Here is a 16,485-nt window from a genome sequence, read left to right on the forward strand (position 1 = left end):
GTCGTCAGTTCATCGTCAGCGCAACGTTCTGCGCCGCTTCGATTGCAGTCGTATAGTTTTTCAAAAGCAGGTCGACCGAAGCCGCAGTCGCATCAAAAACCGGTGCCGGATAGACACCGAAGAAGATGGTGGCAGCCGCCAGCGGATAAAGAATAAGTTTCTCGCGGGCTGACAGATCAAGCAGTGCCTTGAGCTTTTCCTTTTCCAAAGCGCCCCAGATCACGCGGCGGTAGAGCCACAGTGCGTAAGCGGCCGAAAGGATCACACCCGTCGTTGCAAACAGGGCGACATAGGTATTGGCCTCAAATGCGCCAAGCAGGGTGAGGAATTCGCCGACAAAACCGGACGTTCCGGGAAGGCCAACATTGGCCATCGTGAACACCATGAAGGCCACGGCATATTTCGGCATGTTGTTCACGAGACCGCCATAGGCATCGATCTCACGCGTGTGCAGCCTGTCGTAGACGACGCCAACGCAAAGGAATAGCGCAGCCGAAACGATACCGTGGGAGAGCATCTGGAAGATCGCACCCTGGACGCCCTGCGCATTGGCTGCGAAGATACCCATCGTCACGTAGCCCATATGCGCCACAGAGGAGTAAGCGATCAGCTTCTTGATATCCTCCTGCATCATCGCCACCAGCGAGGTATAGATGATCGCCACCACCGAAAGCGTGAAGACAAAGGGCGCGAAATAGTCGGACGCGACCGGGAACATTCCGAGCGAGAAGCGGATAAACCCGTAACCGCCCAGCTTCAGGAGAATGCCGGCCAGGATCACCGAGCCAGCGGTGGGTGCCTGAACGTGGGCATCGGGAAGCCATGTGTGCACCGGCCACATCGGCATCTTCACCGCGAAAGAAGCGAAGAAGGCAAGCCATAGCCACGTCTGCATCTGAACCGGGAACGGATGCTGCAGGAGATCAGGAATACTGGTGGTGCCTGCATCCCAATACATGGCCATGATGGCCAGAAGCATCAAAACCGAGCCGAGCAGCGTATAAAGGAAGAACTTGTAACTTGCGTAAACGCGATCCTTGCCGCCCCAGACGCCAATGATGATGAACATCGGGATCAAGCCGGCTTCGAAGAATACATAAAAAAGCACGATATCGAGAGACACGAAGACACCGATCATCAGTGTTTCGAGGATCAGGAACGCAATCATGTATTCCTTGATGCGCTTTTCGACGGCAAACCAGCTGGCCAGCACGCAGAACGGCATGAGGAAGGTCGTCAGTATGACGAAGAGCATGGAGATACCGTCAACGCCGACGGCATAGGAAATGCCCGTGTTCAGCCAGGCATGCTTCTCCATCATCTGGAAGCCGGGATTGGCATTGTCGAAATCAACCCAGATCAGAAGCGAAAGGGCAAAGGTCGCCAAGGTCACAAAAAGCGAAACAGACAGCACATTGCGGCGGTCAGAAGCAGTCTTGTCACCCGTGAGAAGCAGGGCAAGAACGCCGACCAACGGCAGGAAAGTGACCAGCGAGAGGATTGGCCATTCGGACATTAAAGGGCACTCCCAAGCATCATCCAGGTAACAAGTGCAGCAATGCCGATCAGCATTGCAAAGGCGTAGTGGTAGAGATAGCCGGTCTGCAGGCGGACCACACGGCCGGTGATATCCATCACACGGGCAGCGACACCATTGGGACCATAACCATCGATGACGCGGCCATCACCCTGCTTCCACAGGAACCGGCCAAGCCACTTCGCCGAACGCACAAAGAGAAAGTCGTAAATTTCGTCGAAGTACCACTTGTTCAAAAGGAAGTTGTAAAGCAGGTGGTACTGTGAAGCGAGGCGCTTCGGGGTCTGCGGCGATACGATATACATGTACCAGGCGATGACCAGACCAAGAAGCATCGCGACGAACGGACTGAGCTTCACCCATGCCGGGACCTCATGAACGTGATGAATAATCTCGTTGTCGGGAAGCGTGAACAAAGCACTCTTCCAGAACTCGCTATATTCTTCACCGAAGAAGAAGTCGTGGAAGACAAAGCCGGCCAGCAGCGCGCCAAATCCGAGGATGAACAGCGGAACCAGCATGACCATCGGCGACTCATGAACATGATGCATGACGTCAGCAGAGGCGCGCGGCTTGCCGTGGAATGTCATGAAGGTCAGACGCCAAGAGTAGAAACTCGTAAACAGGGCTGCAATGACCAGCAGTGCGAAGGCGAATCCGGATGCTGCACTGTGGGCAGCATAAGAGGATTCAATGATGGCATCCTTGGAGAAGAAGCCTGCCGTGCCGATTGCGGTAAAGGGAATGCCGACACCGGTGAGCGCGAGCGTTCCAATCATCATCATCCAGTACGTAACGGGAATGTGCTTACGCAGACCACCCATATGGCGCATGTCCTGCTCGTCGGAAACCGCGTGGATCACCGAACCCGCACCCAGGAACAAGAGCGCCTTGAAGAAGGCGTGCGTGAACAGGTGGAAAATGGCCGCGCCGTAGGCGCCAACACCAAGCGCCACAAACATGTAACCGAGCTGCGAACAGGTCGAGTAGGCAATCACGCGCTTGATATCGTTTTGAACGAGACCAACGGTGGCGGCGAAGAAGGCGGTGATGGCACCGATGATGGTCACGACCAGCAAGGCCGTGTGAGCCAGTTCAAACAGCGGCGACATGCGCGCCACAAGAAAGACGCCGGCTGTGACCATGGTTGCGGCATGGATCAGAGCCGAAACCGGCGTCGGACCTTCCATGGCGTCAGGCAGCCAGGTGTGCAGCAGGAATTGAGCAGACTTACCCATCGCCCCCATGAAGAGCAGCAGGCAGACGACGTTCAACGCACCTTCAGCATCAAGGTTCATGCCAAAGAAGTTGACCATGGCGGCTGCGCTCTCAGCGCCCTCAGCCGGCAGGAATGTCGGCGCAGCGGCAAAAATCGTTTCCATGTTGATGGAGCCGAACAGCACGAAGACACCGAAAATGCCGAGGGCGAAACCGAAGTCGCCAACACGGTTCACGATAAAGGCCTTCATCGCAGCGGCACTTGCCGAGGGCTTCTTATACCAGAAGCCGATCAGCAGATAAGACGCCAGGCCGACACCTTCCCAGCCGAAGAACATCTGCAGCAGGTTGTCGGAGGTTACCAGCATCAACATCGCGAAGGTGAAGAGCGACAGATAGGCAAAGAAACGCGGACGATGCGGATCGTGATGCATGTAGCCAATCGAATAGATGTGCACCAATGATGACACCGTATTCACCACCACGAACATCACCGCAGTCAGCGTATCAACCCGCAGCGCCCACTGAACGTCGAGATTGCCGGACTGGATCCAGTTCAAAACCGGTATGACCAGGGCTTCTTCTTCGTGACCAAAGGCAACGCCGTTGAAAACGATCCAGGAGAACAGGGCGACAAGGACCATCAGGCCGCTTGTGACATATTCCGATGCCTTGGCTCCAATGGAATTGCCGGCAAAACCGGCAATCAGCGCGCCAATCAGTGGCAGGAAGACAATAGCTTTGATGAGCATATCCATGATGTCGATCAGCCCTTCATCACGTTGACGTCTTCCACGGCAATAGAGCCGCGGTTGCGGTAGAAGACGACGAGAATTGCAAGACCGATCGCCGCTTCCGCTGCGGCGACGGTCAGAATGAACAATGCAAAGACCTGACCGGCAATATCGTTCAGGAAGGTCGAGAATGCGACCATGTTGATGTTGACGGCGAGCAGAATGAGTTCAACCGACATCAGGATGACGATCACGTTCTTGCGGTTCAGAAAAATACCGGCAATGCCAAGCGTAAACAGGATGGCGCTGACCGTGAGATAATGGGAAATACCGATTTCCATGTTCTTTCTAGTCCTTAAATCTTTGCCGTCCCGGCATTAAATTCCCTGTCCCGGCTTCACCTTCACCACTTCAACACCGGTCGCGGGTGTGCGGGCGACCTGCGCGGCAATATTCTGCCGCTTGATGTCCACGCGGTGCTTCAGCGTCAAGACGATTGCGCCGATCATTGCGACCAGCAGAACCAGGCCAGCGAGCTGAAAGTAGAAGACGTAATGGGTGTAGAGAACATCACCCAAGGCCGCTGTGTTGGTCCGTTCCGAAACGGCCGGAATAGGCATGGCAGTGTTCTGCGCCAGTTCAGGCGAAATTACCGATCCGCCAATCACGACAATCAGCTCAGCGGCAAGAATGATACCGATAAGTGCGCCGACAGGTGCGTATTCGAGCGCTTTTGTGCGCAGTGCAGCGAAGTCCACATCGAGCATCATCACAACGAAAAGGAAAAGAACCGCCACGGCACCGACATAGACCACCAGAAGGATCATCGCCAGGAACTCTGCGCCGGTCAGCAGAAACAGACCCGCCGCATTGAAGAAGGTGAGGATCAGGAACAGTACCGAATGAACCGGGTTACGTGCTGAAATCACCATGAATGCCGATGCAATCGCGATGAAGGCGAAAATATAGAAAAACAGAGCCTGGAGACCCATGGTAGGTGCCTTTTGTTATCTCCTCCGGAAGCAGTTGCCTGTTCCGGCCCGAGGCAGGATTGTCCCCCTCACCTCGGCTGTCAGTTTTTGCCGGCACGGAACGATTTCCTGTACCGGCGTGAACGATGGATTAGCGGTAAGGCGCATCCATCGCGATATTGGCCGCAATTTCACGCTCCCACCGGTCGCCGTTTTCCAAAAGGCGCGCCTTGTCGTAGTAGAGTTCTTCGCGGGTTTCCGTCGCAAATTCGAAGTTCGGACCCTCGACGATCGCATCCACAGGGCATGCTTCCTGACAGAAGCCGCAATAGATGCATTTCACCATGTCAATGTCATAACGAACGGTGCGGCGGGTGCCGTCGTTGCGGCGCGGGCCGGCCTCGATGGTGATCGCCTGAGCAGGACAGATCGCCTCGCAAAGCTTGCAGGCAATGCAACGCTCTTCACCATTGGGGTAGCGACGCAGCGCATGCTCACCGCGGAACCGCGGGCTGACCGGACCCTTTTGGAAGGGATAGTTCACAGTCGCCTTCGGGCCGAAGAAATAGCGCATCGACAGGAAAAAAGCCCCGACGAATTCCTTCAGGAAGATTGCGTTGAAGAATTGGGAAACAGCGGTCATTTTTACGCCCATCCCGTCAGTTTGAGTACGAATGCCACGACAACAACCATGAAAAGCGAAATCGGAAGGAAGACCTTCCAGCCGAGACGCATAAGCTGGTCGTAACGGTAGCGTGGAACGAATGCCTTCACCATGCCGAACATGAAGAAGACCATGGATGCCTTCAGCACGAACCAGAAGATGCCGGGGATCCAGTTGAGGAACCAGACATCGACAGGAGGCAGCCAACCGCCGAGGAAGAGGATCGTGGTCAAAGCACACATCAGGCAGATGGCGGCATATTCACCCAGCATGAACATCATGTAAGGCGTTGAGCCGTATTCCACCATGAAGCCTGCAACCAATTCCGATTCAGCCTCGGGAAGATCGAAAGGCGGACGGTTGGTTTCGGCAAGGGCCGAAATGAAGAACACGATGAACATCGGGAACAGCGCCAGCCAGTTCCAGTCGAGGAACGTATTGGGCAGACCGAGACGGGTTCCCAGACCATCGGACTGCGCCATGACAATGTCGGTCAGGTTCAGCGATCCCACCGTCAGAAGCACGGTCACGATCACGAAACCGATCGACACTTCATAGGACACCATCTGAGCCGCAGAGCGCAGAGCACCCAGGAACGGATACTTCGAGTTGGACGCCCAGCCGCCCATGATAATGCCGTATACCTCGAGCGATGAAATCGCGAAAATGTACAGGATGCCGACATTGATATTGGCAATCACCCAACCGTCAGCCAAGGGCACAACAGCCCAGGTCGCCAGCGCCAGCGTGACTGCAACGAGCGGTGCCAGAAGAAACACACCCTTGTTGGCGCCCGCCGGAATGACCGGTTCCTTGAAGACGAACTTCAACAGGTCGGCAAACGATTGAAACAGTCCCCAGGGGCCAACGACGTTTGGTCCGCGGCGCATCTGAACAGCGGCCCAGATCTTACGGTCGGCAAGCAGGACATAGGCGATAAAAATCAGCAGAGCCACCAGGAGAAGCAGCGACTGCCCCACCATGATCAACCCAGGCCAGACGTAAGTTGAAAGAAATGCGTCCATTATCCCCTAACCTTATTCCGCCGCGGCCTTGAAATTATTAGCCGCAAGCGCAGAGCACTCGGCCATGACGGCTGAAGCACGCGCTATCGGGTTCGTCAAATAGAAGTCTTTGACCGCGCTTGCAAACCCGGATTTGTTCATCGAACCGGATTTTTTCGCAAGCGCCGCAATTTCGGCACTGTCGCCCGGTTTGATCTCATCGATTTCGGCAAAATGCGGATAGGCTTCGTAGAGCTTTGCCCGCAATCCATTCAGCGAATCAAAGGGAAGCTTGTGGCCCAGCGCATCTGAAAGCGCGCGAAGGATCGCCCAATCTTCCTTGGCCTCCCCCGGCGCAAAGCCGGCGCGGTTGCCCATTTGAACGCGACCTTCGGTGTTCACCCAGGTGCCGGACTTTTCCGTGTAGGCCGCTCCCGGCAGAATGACATCCGCCGCCATTGCGCCGGCGTCGCCGTGACTGCCGATATAAACAGTGAAGCCAGCCGTCTTCTTCGAGAAGTCCATTTCGTCTGCGCCCAGAAGGAACAGCACGTCCATCGAGCTCAGCTGCTTTGCCGCGTCGACACCGTTTTTCCCGGGAACAAAGCCGAGATCCAGGCCACCAACCATACTTGCGGCGGTGTGCAGAACGGCAAAGCCATTCCAGGAAGCGCTGACTGCGCCGCAGGCTTCTGCAAGTTTTGCAGCGGTGGCCAGAACGCCAGCACCGTCGTTGCGCTGAAGAGCGCCCTGCCCGATGATGATCATCGGCTTCTTGGCTTTTTTCAGCTTGGCAAAAAACTTGTTGGTACCGTCGGCGACGGCTGCAAGCGTTTCCGGACCGGAACCCAGATATTCGTGGCCGTAGCGGTATTCGCCTTCTTCACCGATAACGCCTATTTCAGCGCCACCCTGACGCCAGCGCTTGCGAATGCGTGCATTCAAGACGGACGCGTCATAACGCGGATTGGTTCCGATAATGAGAAACGCATCAGCCTCTTCAATGCCCACGATGGACGGATTGAAGAGATAGGATGCACGGCCAAGCGCGGGATCGAGTTTTGCGCCCGACTGACGGCAATCGAGATTTTCCGAACCCAGCGATTTCATAAGCTCGCCAAGCGCATACATTTCTTCAACGCTTGCCAGATCGCCCGCGATGGCACCGATCTTGTCGCCTGAGGTTGCTGCAATGGCAGATTTGATCGCAGCAAACGCTTCCGGCCAGCTTGCCGGCATCAGCTTTCCGTCCTTGCGGACGTAAGGCCTATCAAGGCGCTGCGTGCGCAATCCGTCCCAGATGAAGCGGGTCTTGTCGGAAATCCACTCCTCGTTCACCTCTTCGTTGACACGCGGCATGACGCGCATCACTTCGCGGCCACGCGTGTCAACGCGAATGGCAGAGCCGACCGCATCCATCACGTCGATGGTTTCGGTCTTGTTCAGTTCCCAAGGACGGGCGGTAAAGGCAAACGGCTTGGATGTCAGAGCGCCAACCGGGCAGAGGTCAACAACGTTGCCCTGCAGCTCGGACGTCATGGCCTGTTCGAGATAGGTGGTGATTTCGGCATCTTCGCCGCGACCTGTCAGGCCAAGCTCGGTGATGCCGCCGACCTCTGTCGTGAAGCGAACGCAACGCGTGCAGTGAATGCAGCGGTTCATGACCGTTTTGACGAGCGGGCCGATATATTTGTCCTCGACGGCACGCTTGTCCTCAGCATAACGGGAAGAACCTGCACCATAGGCCATTGCCTGGTCCTGCAGATCGCATTCGCCGCCCTGATCGCAAATCGGACAATCCAGTGGATGGTTGATCAGCAGAAACTCCATCACGCCTTCGCGGGCCTTTTTCACCATCGGTGTATTGGTGAAGACTTCGGGAAGTTCGCCGTTGGGGCCGCCACGAATGTCGCGCACGCCCATGGCGCAGGACGCAGCCGGCTTCGGCGGCCCGCCCTTCACTTCGATCAAACACATGCGGCAATTGCCGGCAACCGACAACCGTTCATGAAAACAGAAGCGCGGCACCTCAGCACCGGCCTCCTCACACGCCTGGAGCAGTGTGAAATGATCCGGAACCTCGATCTCTTTACCGTCTACTTTCAGCTTCGTCATATTCGCCTTCCCGCCTCACGCACACCGTGCTTCGAGCCAGAGTTTTACTTCCGGCAAATGCGACCAGCCGAAGGCATAATCGCTGTTGCCATGCTCGTTCAGATATTCAAGCCGCTCCTTTGCCTCGTCCACCGTGGGCGTGTGGCCGTCTTCGACAAACCACATGGCAAAGTGCTCCATTTTCATCACCGAAAACCATTCGGCCCGGCGTCTGTAAAACTGTTTGTGCACAGTGTTCCAGACAAATTTCTCGAGCGCATTGGCATCACGCCAGACACTCAAATTCACAATCAGCTGCGGATCGCCAAACGGATCGATCTCCGTCGCGTTGCCGCTATCATCTTTCAGCCGCCACACAAAGCCATCAGACCGTTCAGCAATTCCGTTGACGAGATCAAGCGCATCCATGAATGGCTTCACACGCAGATCGTCCTGCGGGTACAGCAACCGGGCAATGTTGAGTTCTGCGAGCTGCATCAGGAATCATCCTCCATCAGCGCCTTTGCCTGGCCAATCCAATCGTCGCGGTCTATGCGTCCGTCCAACCCCAAATCCCGGTCAAGGGCCTCAGCCGCTTCCACATTCATCGCAGCAATCGCCGCATAGGTTGCAAAACCGCGTTCCGCCAGCACAGACGCCAGCTTGGGCCCGATGCCGGAAATGCGCTTCAGATCGTCACCACCAGCCACTGACTTGCTGTGCGCCTTGGAGGACGCTCTCTGAACCGCCGTTTTCTTCCGCACTTGCGTATTATTATTATTATCGGCCACCACGCGCAGCGCGTCGGTCTTTTCTGTAGATGTCTTCGGCGGCTGTTCAGGCTCTTGGCCTTCGGCTTCATGAGAAGCCGTTTCAACAAAGCCTTTCATAAAGCCAAGCCACATACCGGCCAGTTGGCTGGATACACCCATGCCAACCACAGTCGCGGCGGCCATCAGTGCGGTTGGATGCGCAAGCAGCGGATGAATTGGCGGTGCTGCGGCATCGATATCCTTTGCCCACTCGCCCTTCATGGCCATTTCCATCGCGTCGGCAGATGCGCGCACGAGATCCTCCACCGCTTTTTCAGCGGGGGTCTCATTTACACCACCTGTGTCGCGACTGGTGTTCATCACTTACTCTGCGGCCTCCATGACAACGCCATGTGCCATGGCATTGGCCGTGTATTGGTCGATGCGCGCTTCCATGACGGGGCGGAAATGCTTGATCAGGCCCTGGATCGGCCATGCGGCAGCATCGCCAAGCGCGCAGATCGTGTGACCTTCAATCTGCTTGGTGACCTGGAACAACATGTCGATCTCTTCCCTCGAAGCATTGCCCTTCACCATGCGGTCCATCACGCGCATCATCCAACCCGTGCCTTCACGGCAAGGCGTACACTGACCGCAGCTTTCGTGCTTGTAGAATGCCGCCAGCCGCCAGATTGCTTTGACGATATCAGTGGATTTATCCATGACGATGACAGCAGCCGTGCCGAGACCAGAGCCAAGCTCTTTCAGCCCGTCATAGTCCATAATGGCCTCACGCATCTGATCGCCCGGTACGCAGGGAACCGACGACCCACCCGGAATAACCGCAAGAAGATTGTCCCAGCCACCGCGGATGCCACCACAGTGTTTTTCGATCAACTCTTCAAAGCTGATCGACATGGCTTCTTCCACCGTGCAGGGACGATTCACGTGTCCGGAAATCGAATAAAGCTTGGTACCGGCATTGTTAGGGCGGCCAAAACTTGCGTACCATCCAGCACCACGGCGCAAAATGGTCGGCGTGACCGCAATAGACTCGACGTTGTTGACCGTTGTCGGGCAACCGTAGAGGCCCATATTGGCCGGGAATGGCGGTTTCAGGCGCGGCTGTCCCTTCTTGCCTTCCAGGCTTTCGAGCAGCGCAGTCTCTTCACCGCAGATATAAGCGCCCGCACCATGATGGACGTAGATGTCCATATCCCAGCCAAGCTTATTGTTCTTGCCGAGAAGGCCTTCCTCATAACATTCGTCGATCGCTGCCTGCAGCGCTTCACGTTCACGCATGAATTCACCGCGCACGTAAATATAGGCCACGTGAGCGCCCATCGCGAAGGATGCAACGACACAGCCTTCAACCAGCGTATGCGGGTCGTGACGCATGATGTCGCGGTCTTTACAGGTGCCGGGCTCGGATTCATCGGCATTGACGACGAGATAGTGCGGGCGGCCGTCGCTTTCCTTCGGCATGAAGGACCACTTCAGACCGGTCGGGAAGCCAGCGCCACCACGGCCACGCAAGCCGGATGCCTTGACTTCGTTGATGATCCAGTCCCTGCCCTTTTCGAGCAGCTTTTTTGTGCCATCCCAATGACCACGCGACATGGCGCCTTTCAGCGACTTGTCTTTCAGACCATAGATATTGGTAAAGATGCGATCGGAATCTTTTAGCATGAACCTCACCCCTTACCGCGGCTTCTTGCCGAAAACTTTGATATATTCAGCTTCGCCACCCTTGGCGAGCGCCTTGGCCTGCTTGAGCCATTCGTCACGTTCGATGCGGCCTCTGAACTTCAAGTAGCCGTCCACCCAATCAATCTCTTTTTTCGTCCACTTGGCAATCTGCTCATAAGTGTAGATACCGAGCTCATTGAGCGTCGCTTCCAGCTTCGGTCCGACGCCGGAAATCAGCTTCAGGTCATCAGGCTGCTCAGGTTTCGCAACGGCTGCCGGGCGGTTCTTGTCCTCCAGAGAGGGCTTTTCGGTTTCAGCCGGTTTTGGAGCCGTCGGAGCTGCCTTCTTTACAGGCGTATCAACTGTTTTGGGCGCAGCAGGCCGCTTGGGCTTTGCTGTTTCTTCCAGAAGGGTCGTAAGACCGCCCTCAGGCGCGGAATAGATGCGGTCGATTTGCGGACCGGGCGTCACATCGCTGCCCTTGCCGGCTTCGAAACGGTCGATGATATATTCAAGCTGCGTGGGCGAAAGGTCTTCGTAAGTGTCCTTGAAAATGACAACCATCGGCGCATTCACGCAGGCGCCCTGACATTCGACCTCTTCCCAGGACAAGGTGCCGCTTTCATTGGTTTCCAGCGGGTTCTTGTTGATCTTGCGCTTGCAGACATCCATCAGGGCTTCAGAGCCACGCAACATGCACGGTGTCGTTCCGCAGACCTGAACATGCGCACGCGTGCCCACCGGCTTGAGCATGAACTGGGTATAGAATGTCGCCACTTCCAGCGCGCGGATATAGGGCATTCCGAGCATGTCAGCGATCGTCTCGATGGCAGCGCGCGTGACCCAACCCTCCTGCTCCTGCGCTCGCATCATGAGCGGAATCACAGCCGACTGTTCGCGGCCCTTGGGGTATTTCTTGATCGTTGCCTTGGCCCAGGTTGCATTTTCCTTGCTGAAGGCAAAGCTTGCCGGCTGGACACTTTCATCGGCTAGTCGTCGAACGGACATTCTTTTTTCACGCTTTCGTCAGTTGATGGCTCCGCACCGCGTTTGCGTCAAATTGACGAATTCGCAGGCAAAAGCCGACTGGTCTTTCTGCATAAACACTACAAATTTCGAACCGTTTGGCACGGCTGCTTTGATTTCATAACCATCATCCAGCAGCTGCTTCATCGTTGGATTTTCCTGGGTTGAGGAAAGCCCGCTGACGCTCTGCGCCGCCGCAGAGCCAGCGATCAACAAAGATGCAAACGCCAGGACAAGGCGTGAAATCATCTATCCACCTCGCCAAACACAATATCAAGCGAGCCAAGGATAGCCGTCACGTCTGCGAGCATGTGGCCGCGGCTCAAAAAGTCCATTGCCTGAAGGTGCACAAAGCCCGGAGCGCGGATCTTGCAACGGTAGGGTTTGTTCGTTCCATCCGACACCAGATAAACACCAAACTCGCCCTTCGGTGCTTCGACAGCTGCGTAAACTTCACCTTCGGGTACATGAAAACCTTCAGTGTAAAGCTTGAAGTGGTTGATCAGCGCTTCCATCGACCGCTTCATCTCACCGCGCTTCGGCGGAACCACCTTGTTGTCAAGCGATGACACTGGCCCGACCCGCTCCTTGCCGAGCAGACGCTCAACGCACTGCTTCATGATCTTCACCGACTCGCGCATTTCCTGCATGCGAACCAGATAGCGATCATAGCAATCACCGTTTTTGCCGATCGGAATGTCGAAATCCATTTCCGAATAGCACTCATAGGGCTGCGCGCGCCGCAAATCCCAGGCCGCACCGGAACCGCGCACCATAGGACCGGAGAAGCCCCAGGCCCAAGCGTCGTCAATCGTCACGACACCAATGTCGACGTTGCGCTGCTTGTAGATGCGGTTTCCGGTCAACAGGCCTTCGATATCGTCCAGAACCTTGATGAAGGGATCACACCAAGCACCGATATCCTCGACCAGCTGATCGGGAATGTCCTGATGAACGCCGCCCGGACGGAAATAAGCCGCGTGCATGCGCGCGCCACAGGCACGCTCGTAAAACACCATCAGCTTTTCGCGTTCTTCAAAGCCCCAGACCGGCGGCGTCATTGCCCCGACGTCCATCGCCTGAGTCGTCACGTTGATGATATGCGACAGGATGCGACCTATTTCGGAGAAAAGCACACGAATCAATTGACCGCGCATGGGGATCTCAAGTTCCAGCAGCTTTTCCACCGCCAGACAGAACGCATGCTCCTGATTCATCGGCGCCACGTAGTCGAGGCGGTCGAAATAAGGAACGGCCTGAAGATAGGTTTTCGTTTCGATCAGCTTTTCGGTGCCGCGGTGCAGGAGACCGATATGCGGATCGGCACGTTCGACGATTTCACCGTCCAACTCCAGAACGAGGCGCAACACACCGTGGGCCGAAGGGTGTTCCGGTCCAAAGTTCAGCGTAAAATTGCGAACGGAGTGCTCTTTTGCCAACATATTCGACTGCTCCTACTTCGCGGCTTTTTCATCGCCTGGCAGCACATAATCGGTGCCTTCCCATGGCGACAGGAAGTCAAAACTGCGGAACTCTTGTCTCAGCGAGACAGGCTCATATATCACACGCTTTGCTTCATCATCATAACGCACTTCCACATAGCCGGTCAGCGGAAAGTCCTTGCGCAGCGGATAGCCTTCAAAACCGTAATCGGTGAGAATACGCCGCAGATCGTCGTGACCTGCGAAGAAAATCCCGTACATGTCGTAGGCTTCGCGCTCAAACCAGCCCGCACCCGGGAAGATCGAGGTGATGGAGGGAACCGGTTCGTCTTCGCCGGTCGAAATCTTCACGCGGATACGCTGGTTCTGACGCGGCGACAGAAAATGGTAGACAACTTCGTAGCGCTGTTCGCGACCGGGATAATCAGCTCCGCAGACATCCACGATATTGATAAACCCACAGGTTACATCATCGCGCAAAAACGTCACAAGCTCCAGAAGATGCTCCGCGGTCGTCGTCAGCGTCAGTTCGCCATAGGCAACCTGCGAATCGACGATCAGACCGCGCTTCACCTCACCGACATGGGCCGCCAATTCGTTCAATGCTTCACTCATTGATAGCTCGCCTTGCCTTAGCGTTCGATCGTGCCGGTACGGCGGATTTTCTTCTGGAGAAGAAGAACGCCGTAAAGCAACGCTTCCGCCGTGGGGGGACAGCCCGGCACATAAACATCAACCGGGACAACGCGGTCGCAACCGCGCACGACAGAATAGGAATAGTGGTAGTAGCCTCCGCCATTGGCACAGGAACCCATGGAAATGACGTAGCGCGGCTCTGGCATCTGGTCGTAAACCTTGCGTAGCGCCGGTGCCATCTTGTTCGTCAGCGTGCCGGCTACGATCATCACATCCGACTGGCGCGGCGAGGCGCGCGGTGCGACGCCAAAACGCTCCAGGTCATAACGCGGCCCGGAGGCCTGCATCAGACCCTCAACGGCGCAACAGGCAAGACCGAACTGCATCCACATCAGGGAGCCCGTTCGCGCCCAGGTGATCAGATCGTCGGTGGCCGTTACGATAAACCCCTTGTCGGCGAGTTCATCATTGATCTCACCGAAAAAAGGATCATTTGCGCCGACCGGCTTACCGGTCGAAGGGTCAACAATACCCTTCGGCTGCTGCGCGACCAGCGTGGTGTTTGTGGATGTCACTCCCATTCGAGTGCTCCCTTCTTCCATTCATAGATAAAGCCGATCGTCAAAACGCCCAAAAATACCATCATCGACCAAAAGCCAAACCAGCCGAGGTCGTTGAATGATACTGCCCAGGGGAAGAGAAAGGCCACTTCAAGGTCGAAGATAATAAAGAGAATCGACACGAGATAAAACCGAACGTCAAACTTCATACGCGCATCATCAAATGCGTTGAAGCCGCACTCATAGGCCGAAAGCTTTTCTGAATCGGGCGCTTTATAGGCAACCGCAAAAGGCGCAATCAGGAGCGCCAGACCGATCACCAGAGAAATACCGATAAAGATTGCGATCGGAATGTAGGAACCGAGAAGTTCTGTCATCGTATCCGTCCCTGCATGTCGTGGGAGACCTGATCCGAATGGACCGGCTGACATGCCGAAATTGTTGCATCGCAAGCGTGGTTAGCGCAGCGCACGCCGCCGCGCAAGTCGCTTGCTATTATTTCCTTAGTACCATTTGAAAGTTTATCAAGGCGATAGCGAAATTTGTCCGACTTTATCCCCTTTGGCCCGGCTTTCACGGAGGTGCAGTTTCAAAAAAACTCTAAAAGTAGGTCACTTCGTCGCAGCGGCGCGGATTGCCTCAAATGCACCGCCTGAGCCCTAAATTTGCATTTGCAATTTTACAAAGGAAGAAATGGCGCGAGTGACGGGGCTCGAACCCGCGACCTCCGGCGTGACAGGCCGGCACTCTAACCGACTGAGCTACACCCGCGCATTTGTTTGCGAAGCAGCTCGTCGCTGCGTCCGTGAGCGGCTGATTAAGGGCTATGAGGGTAAGTGTCAAGCAGATTTCAAAACAAAAATGTGATGGTTGTGAAAATAATCCGAAAGAGTCCGCAAAGCCGCGTTTGTCCACAAACCAGATGAATTCGGTTTCTTCAAAAGCTTGGGAAAACACGTTTAAAACCAATAACGTCTCTGACGCTTGGTTTTGTTCTCTACGATCTTATCAGGAAAAAAATGGTGGGCGATGAGAGACTCGAACTCCCGACATCCTCGGTGTAAACGAGGCGCTCTACCAACTGAGCTAATCGCCCGCCGCGTTGGTGTGCGTCATCTATGCGGAACCGGGATTTTCCGCAAGGGGTTTCTGTCATTTTTTTGAAAAAAATCGAGAATGCGGAAGAAGGCAGGATGCCCCTGCCCTCCAATCCGGCTCAAGAGGTTCAGACTTTCGCCCGCTTTTCCTTTCGCGACTCATGCGTCATGAGAAACAGAGACGCACCGAGAATCAAAATGGCACCCAGCCAGAGTGTGCCTGCTGGAGCATAACCGAAGACAATCCATCCGGCGGCAACATTGAGCGGCAGCTTCAAATCGTCGAAAGGCTGCACATAGGCCGCGTCCGCTGAGGCGTAGGCACGCGTCAGGAAGTATTGCGACAGTGCGGTGAGCGCGCCTGCCACAAGAAACAGCCCGAGAATCGCCCCATGCGGCACCTCGATACCGGATGCGACTGCCAAGCCCGCGTTGATCGGCGTCAGCAGCACCAACAACCACACCGTGATGGTTTCAGGCGATTCTTCGGCGGTCAGGACTTTTGTGTAAAGCGAGGACGCGCCCCACAGCAGGGCTGCAGCAACAGGCAGCAGCGCCGACCATGTGAAAGCGTCGGACCATGGCTGCAGAATAATCATTGCACCGGTGAATCCGGTCAATGTTGCCGCCCAGCGTGCGAGGCCGACCGATTCGCGTAAGAAAAGCCGTGCGCCAAGCACAATGAAAAACGGTGACGTCATGGAAAGGGCAATCGCCTGCCATATCTCAACATTGGCAAGGCCCATCACCCAGAGCTGTACGCCGAGCGCGGAGAGAATCACTCTGGTGAGGTGGCTGAAGGGCTGTTTTGTACGCATTGCCCGAAGACCAACGCGAAACAGATATGGCAGGAAAAAAATAAGCGCGAAACTGTATTGCCAGAATGCGGCCGACACGGAGGGAAAACCCATCACCATCGTCAGCCATTGGATCAGCACGTTAAGTGCTGCAAAAGCAATGCCCGAGGCCACCATATAGGCTGCGCCGGAAATGGCAGGAGAATTGCGAAGTTTAAGGACAATCTGATTCATGTCTTTGTTCCTTCAAAAGGGTCAACACAA

17 protein-coding genes and 2 tRNA genes are annotated in these 16,485 nt (G+C 55.6%); all 19 read right to left on the reverse strand.

Going from position 1 to position 16,485, the window contains the following annotated elements; translation table 11 throughout:
- Positions 1–4: 4 nt before the first annotated feature.
- Positions 5–1,516, reverse strand: coding sequence for an NADH-quinone oxidoreductase subunit M (locus NHF56_RS07650; RefSeq protein ID WP_252803067.1), 1,512 nt, complete (start codon positions 1,514–1,516; stop codon positions 5–7).
- Positions 1,516–3,513 (reverse strand): NADH-quinone oxidoreductase subunit L, encoded by a 1,998-nt coding sequence (nuoL, locus tag NHF56_RS07655; RefSeq protein WP_252803069.1) that lies wholly within the window; start codon positions 3,511–3,513, stop codon positions 1,516–1,518. Before nuoL ends, NHF56_RS07650 begins: the two co-directional genes overlap by 1 nt.
- A gap of 8 nt (positions 3,514–3,521) precedes the next feature.
- Positions 3,522–3,830: an NADH-quinone oxidoreductase subunit NuoK gene (gene nuoK / locus NHF56_RS07660; RefSeq protein WP_252803071.1), complete on the reverse strand. Its 309-nt coding sequence runs from the start codon at positions 3,828–3,830 to the stop codon at positions 3,522–3,524.
- A 36-nt stretch (positions 3,831–3,866) separates the two neighbouring features.
- The gene (locus tag NHF56_RS07665) at positions 3,867–4,481 is read right to left on the reverse strand and encodes an NADH-quinone oxidoreductase subunit J (protein WP_252803072.1); all 615 of its coding nucleotides are present in this window, start codon (positions 4,479–4,481) and stop codon (positions 3,867–3,869) included.
- Between the two features lie 130 nt (positions 4,482–4,611).
- Positions 4,612–5,103, reverse strand: a complete 492-nt coding sequence (gene nuoI / locus NHF56_RS07670) for an NADH-quinone oxidoreductase subunit NuoI (protein WP_252803074.1) — start codon at positions 5,101–5,103, stop codon at positions 4,612–4,614.
- A gap of 2 nt (positions 5,104–5,105) precedes the next feature.
- Positions 5,106–6,149, reverse strand: a complete 1,044-nt coding sequence (gene nuoH, locus NHF56_RS07675; RefSeq protein ID WP_252803076.1) for an NADH-quinone oxidoreductase subunit NuoH — start codon at positions 6,147–6,149, stop codon at positions 5,106–5,108.
- Positions 6,150–6,161: 12 nt separating this feature from the next.
- Positions 6,162–8,243 (reverse strand): NADH-quinone oxidoreductase subunit NuoG, encoded by a 2,082-nt coding sequence (gene nuoG / locus NHF56_RS07680; protein ID WP_252803078.1) that lies wholly within the window; start codon positions 8,241–8,243, stop codon positions 6,162–6,164.
- Between the two features lie 15 nt (positions 8,244–8,258).
- A complete protein-coding gene (locus NHF56_RS07685; protein ID WP_252803080.1) occupies positions 8,259–8,720 on the reverse strand; it encodes a DUF3291 domain-containing protein in 462 nt (153 codons plus the stop codon).
- Positions 8,720–9,355 carry a helix-hairpin-helix domain-containing protein gene (locus tag NHF56_RS07690; protein ID WP_252803082.1) on the reverse strand — a complete coding sequence of 212 codons (636 nt, stop codon included), beginning with the start codon at positions 9,353–9,355 and terminating at the stop codon, positions 8,720–8,722. The genes NHF56_RS07685 and NHF56_RS07690 overlap by 1 nt, the downstream gene beginning before the upstream one ends.
- A 3-nt stretch (positions 9,356–9,358) precedes the next feature.
- On the reverse strand, positions 9,359–10,663 hold the full coding sequence (nuoF, locus tag NHF56_RS07695; protein ID WP_252803084.1) for an NADH-quinone oxidoreductase subunit NuoF: 1,305 nt from the start codon (positions 10,661–10,663) through the stop codon (positions 9,359–9,361).
- A 12-nt stretch (positions 10,664–10,675) separates the two neighbouring features.
- Positions 10,676–11,671 carry an NADH-quinone oxidoreductase subunit NuoE gene (gene nuoE, locus NHF56_RS07700; RefSeq protein WP_252803086.1) on the reverse strand — a complete coding sequence of 332 codons (996 nt, stop codon included), beginning with the start codon at positions 11,669–11,671 and terminating at the stop codon, positions 10,676–10,678.
- An 18-nt stretch (positions 11,672–11,689) separates the two neighbouring features.
- The gene (locus NHF56_RS07705; RefSeq protein ID WP_252803088.1) at positions 11,690–11,938 is read right to left on the reverse strand and encodes a hypothetical protein; all 249 of its coding nucleotides are present in this window, start codon (positions 11,936–11,938) and stop codon (positions 11,690–11,692) included.
- Complete coding sequence (locus NHF56_RS07710; protein WP_252803090.1) at positions 11,935–13,131, reverse strand: NADH-quinone oxidoreductase subunit D; 1,197 nt, start codon at positions 13,129–13,131, stop codon at positions 11,935–11,937. The genes NHF56_RS07705 and NHF56_RS07710 overlap by 4 nt, the downstream gene beginning before the upstream one ends.
- A 12-nt stretch (positions 13,132–13,143) precedes the next feature.
- Complete coding sequence (locus NHF56_RS07715; RefSeq protein ID WP_252803092.1) at positions 13,144–13,746, reverse strand: NADH-quinone oxidoreductase subunit C; 603 nt, start codon at positions 13,744–13,746, stop codon at positions 13,144–13,146.
- 17 nt (positions 13,747–13,763) lie between these two features.
- Positions 13,764–14,348 carry an NADH-quinone oxidoreductase subunit B family protein gene (locus NHF56_RS07720; protein WP_252803094.1) on the reverse strand — a complete coding sequence of 195 codons (585 nt, stop codon included), beginning with the start codon at positions 14,346–14,348 and terminating at the stop codon, positions 13,764–13,766.
- The gene (locus NHF56_RS07725; RefSeq protein ID WP_252803096.1) at positions 14,339–14,704 is read right to left on the reverse strand and encodes an NADH-quinone oxidoreductase subunit A; all 366 of its coding nucleotides are present in this window, start codon (positions 14,702–14,704) and stop codon (positions 14,339–14,341) included. Before NHF56_RS07725 ends, NHF56_RS07720 begins: the two co-directional genes overlap by 10 nt.
- Positions 14,705–15,021: 317 nt before the next feature.
- Positions 15,022–15,098 (reverse strand) — tRNA-Asp (locus NHF56_RS07730).
- Between the two features lie 249 nt (positions 15,099–15,347).
- Positions 15,348–15,423, reverse strand: a tRNA-Val gene (locus tag NHF56_RS07735).
- A gap of 129 nt (positions 15,424–15,552) precedes the next feature.
- Positions 15,553–16,455 (reverse strand): DMT family transporter, encoded by a 903-nt coding sequence (locus tag NHF56_RS07740; RefSeq protein ID WP_252803098.1) that lies wholly within the window; start codon positions 16,453–16,455, stop codon positions 15,553–15,555.
- Positions 16,456–16,485 lie beyond the last annotated feature (30 nt).

It is taken from the genome of Rhizobium sp. L1K21, from assembly GCF_024055895.1.
Classification (GTDB): Bacteria; Pseudomonadota; Alphaproteobacteria; order Rhizobiales; family Rhizobiaceae; genus Ensifer_A.

Coding starts and splice junctions, on each gene's coding strand:
- NHF56_RS07685 (WP_252803080.1), bottom strand. CDS start 8,720: ATGCAGCTCGCAGAACTCAACATTGCCCGGTTGCTGTACCCGCAGGAC.
- nuoK (WP_252803071.1), bottom strand. CDS start 3,830: ATGGAAATCGGTATTTCCCATTATCTCACGGTCAGCGCCATCCTGTTT.
- NHF56_RS07705 (WP_252803088.1), bottom strand. CDS start 11,938: ATGATTTCACGCCTTGTCCTGGCGTTTGCATCTTTGTTGATCGCTGGC.
- NHF56_RS07690 (WP_252803082.1), bottom strand. CDS start 9,355: ATGAACACCAGTCGCGACACAGGTGGTGTAAATGAGACCCCCGCTGAA.
- nuoL (WP_252803069.1), bottom strand. CDS start 3,513: ATGGATATGCTCATCAAAGCTATTGTCTTCCTGCCACTGATTGGCGCG.
- nuoI (WP_252803074.1), bottom strand. CDS start 5,103: ATGACCGCTGTTTCCCAATTCTTCAACGCAATCTTCCTGAAGGAATTC.
- nuoG (WP_252803078.1), bottom strand. CDS start 8,243: ATGACGAAGCTGAAAGTAGACGGTAAAGAGATCGAGGTTCCGGATCAT.
- NHF56_RS07740 (WP_252803098.1), bottom strand. CDS start 16,455: ATGAATCAGATTGTCCTTAAACTTCGCAATTCTCCTGCCATTTCCGGC.
- nuoH (WP_252803076.1), bottom strand. CDS start 6,149: ATGGACGCATTTCTTTCAACTTACGTCTGGCCTGGGTTGATCATGGTG.
- NHF56_RS07715 (WP_252803092.1), bottom strand. CDS start 13,746: ATGAGTGAAGCATTGAACGAATTGGCGGCCCATGTCGGTGAGGTGAAG.
- NHF56_RS07710 (WP_252803090.1), bottom strand. CDS start 13,131: ATGTTGGCAAAAGAGCACTCCGTTCGCAATTTTACGCTGAACTTTGGA.
- NHF56_RS07725 (WP_252803096.1), bottom strand. CDS start 14,704: ATGACAGAACTTCTCGGTTCCTACATTCCGATCGCAATCTTTATCGGT.
- NHF56_RS07720 (WP_252803094.1), bottom strand. CDS start 14,348: ATGGGAGTGACATCCACAAACACCACGCTGGTCGCGCAGCAGCCGAAG.
- nuoF (WP_252803084.1), bottom strand. CDS start 10,663: ATGCTAAAAGATTCCGATCGCATCTTTACCAATATCTATGGTCTGAAA.
- NHF56_RS07650 (WP_252803067.1), bottom strand. CDS start 1,516: ATGTCCGAATGGCCAATCCTCTCGCTGGTCACTTTCCTGCCGTTGGTC.
- nuoE (WP_252803086.1), bottom strand. CDS start 11,671: ATGTCCGTTCGACGACTAGCCGATGAAAGTGTCCAGCCGGCAAGCTTT.
- NHF56_RS07665 (WP_252803072.1), bottom strand. CDS start 4,481: ATGGGTCTCCAGGCTCTGTTTTTCTATATTTTCGCCTTCATCGCGATT.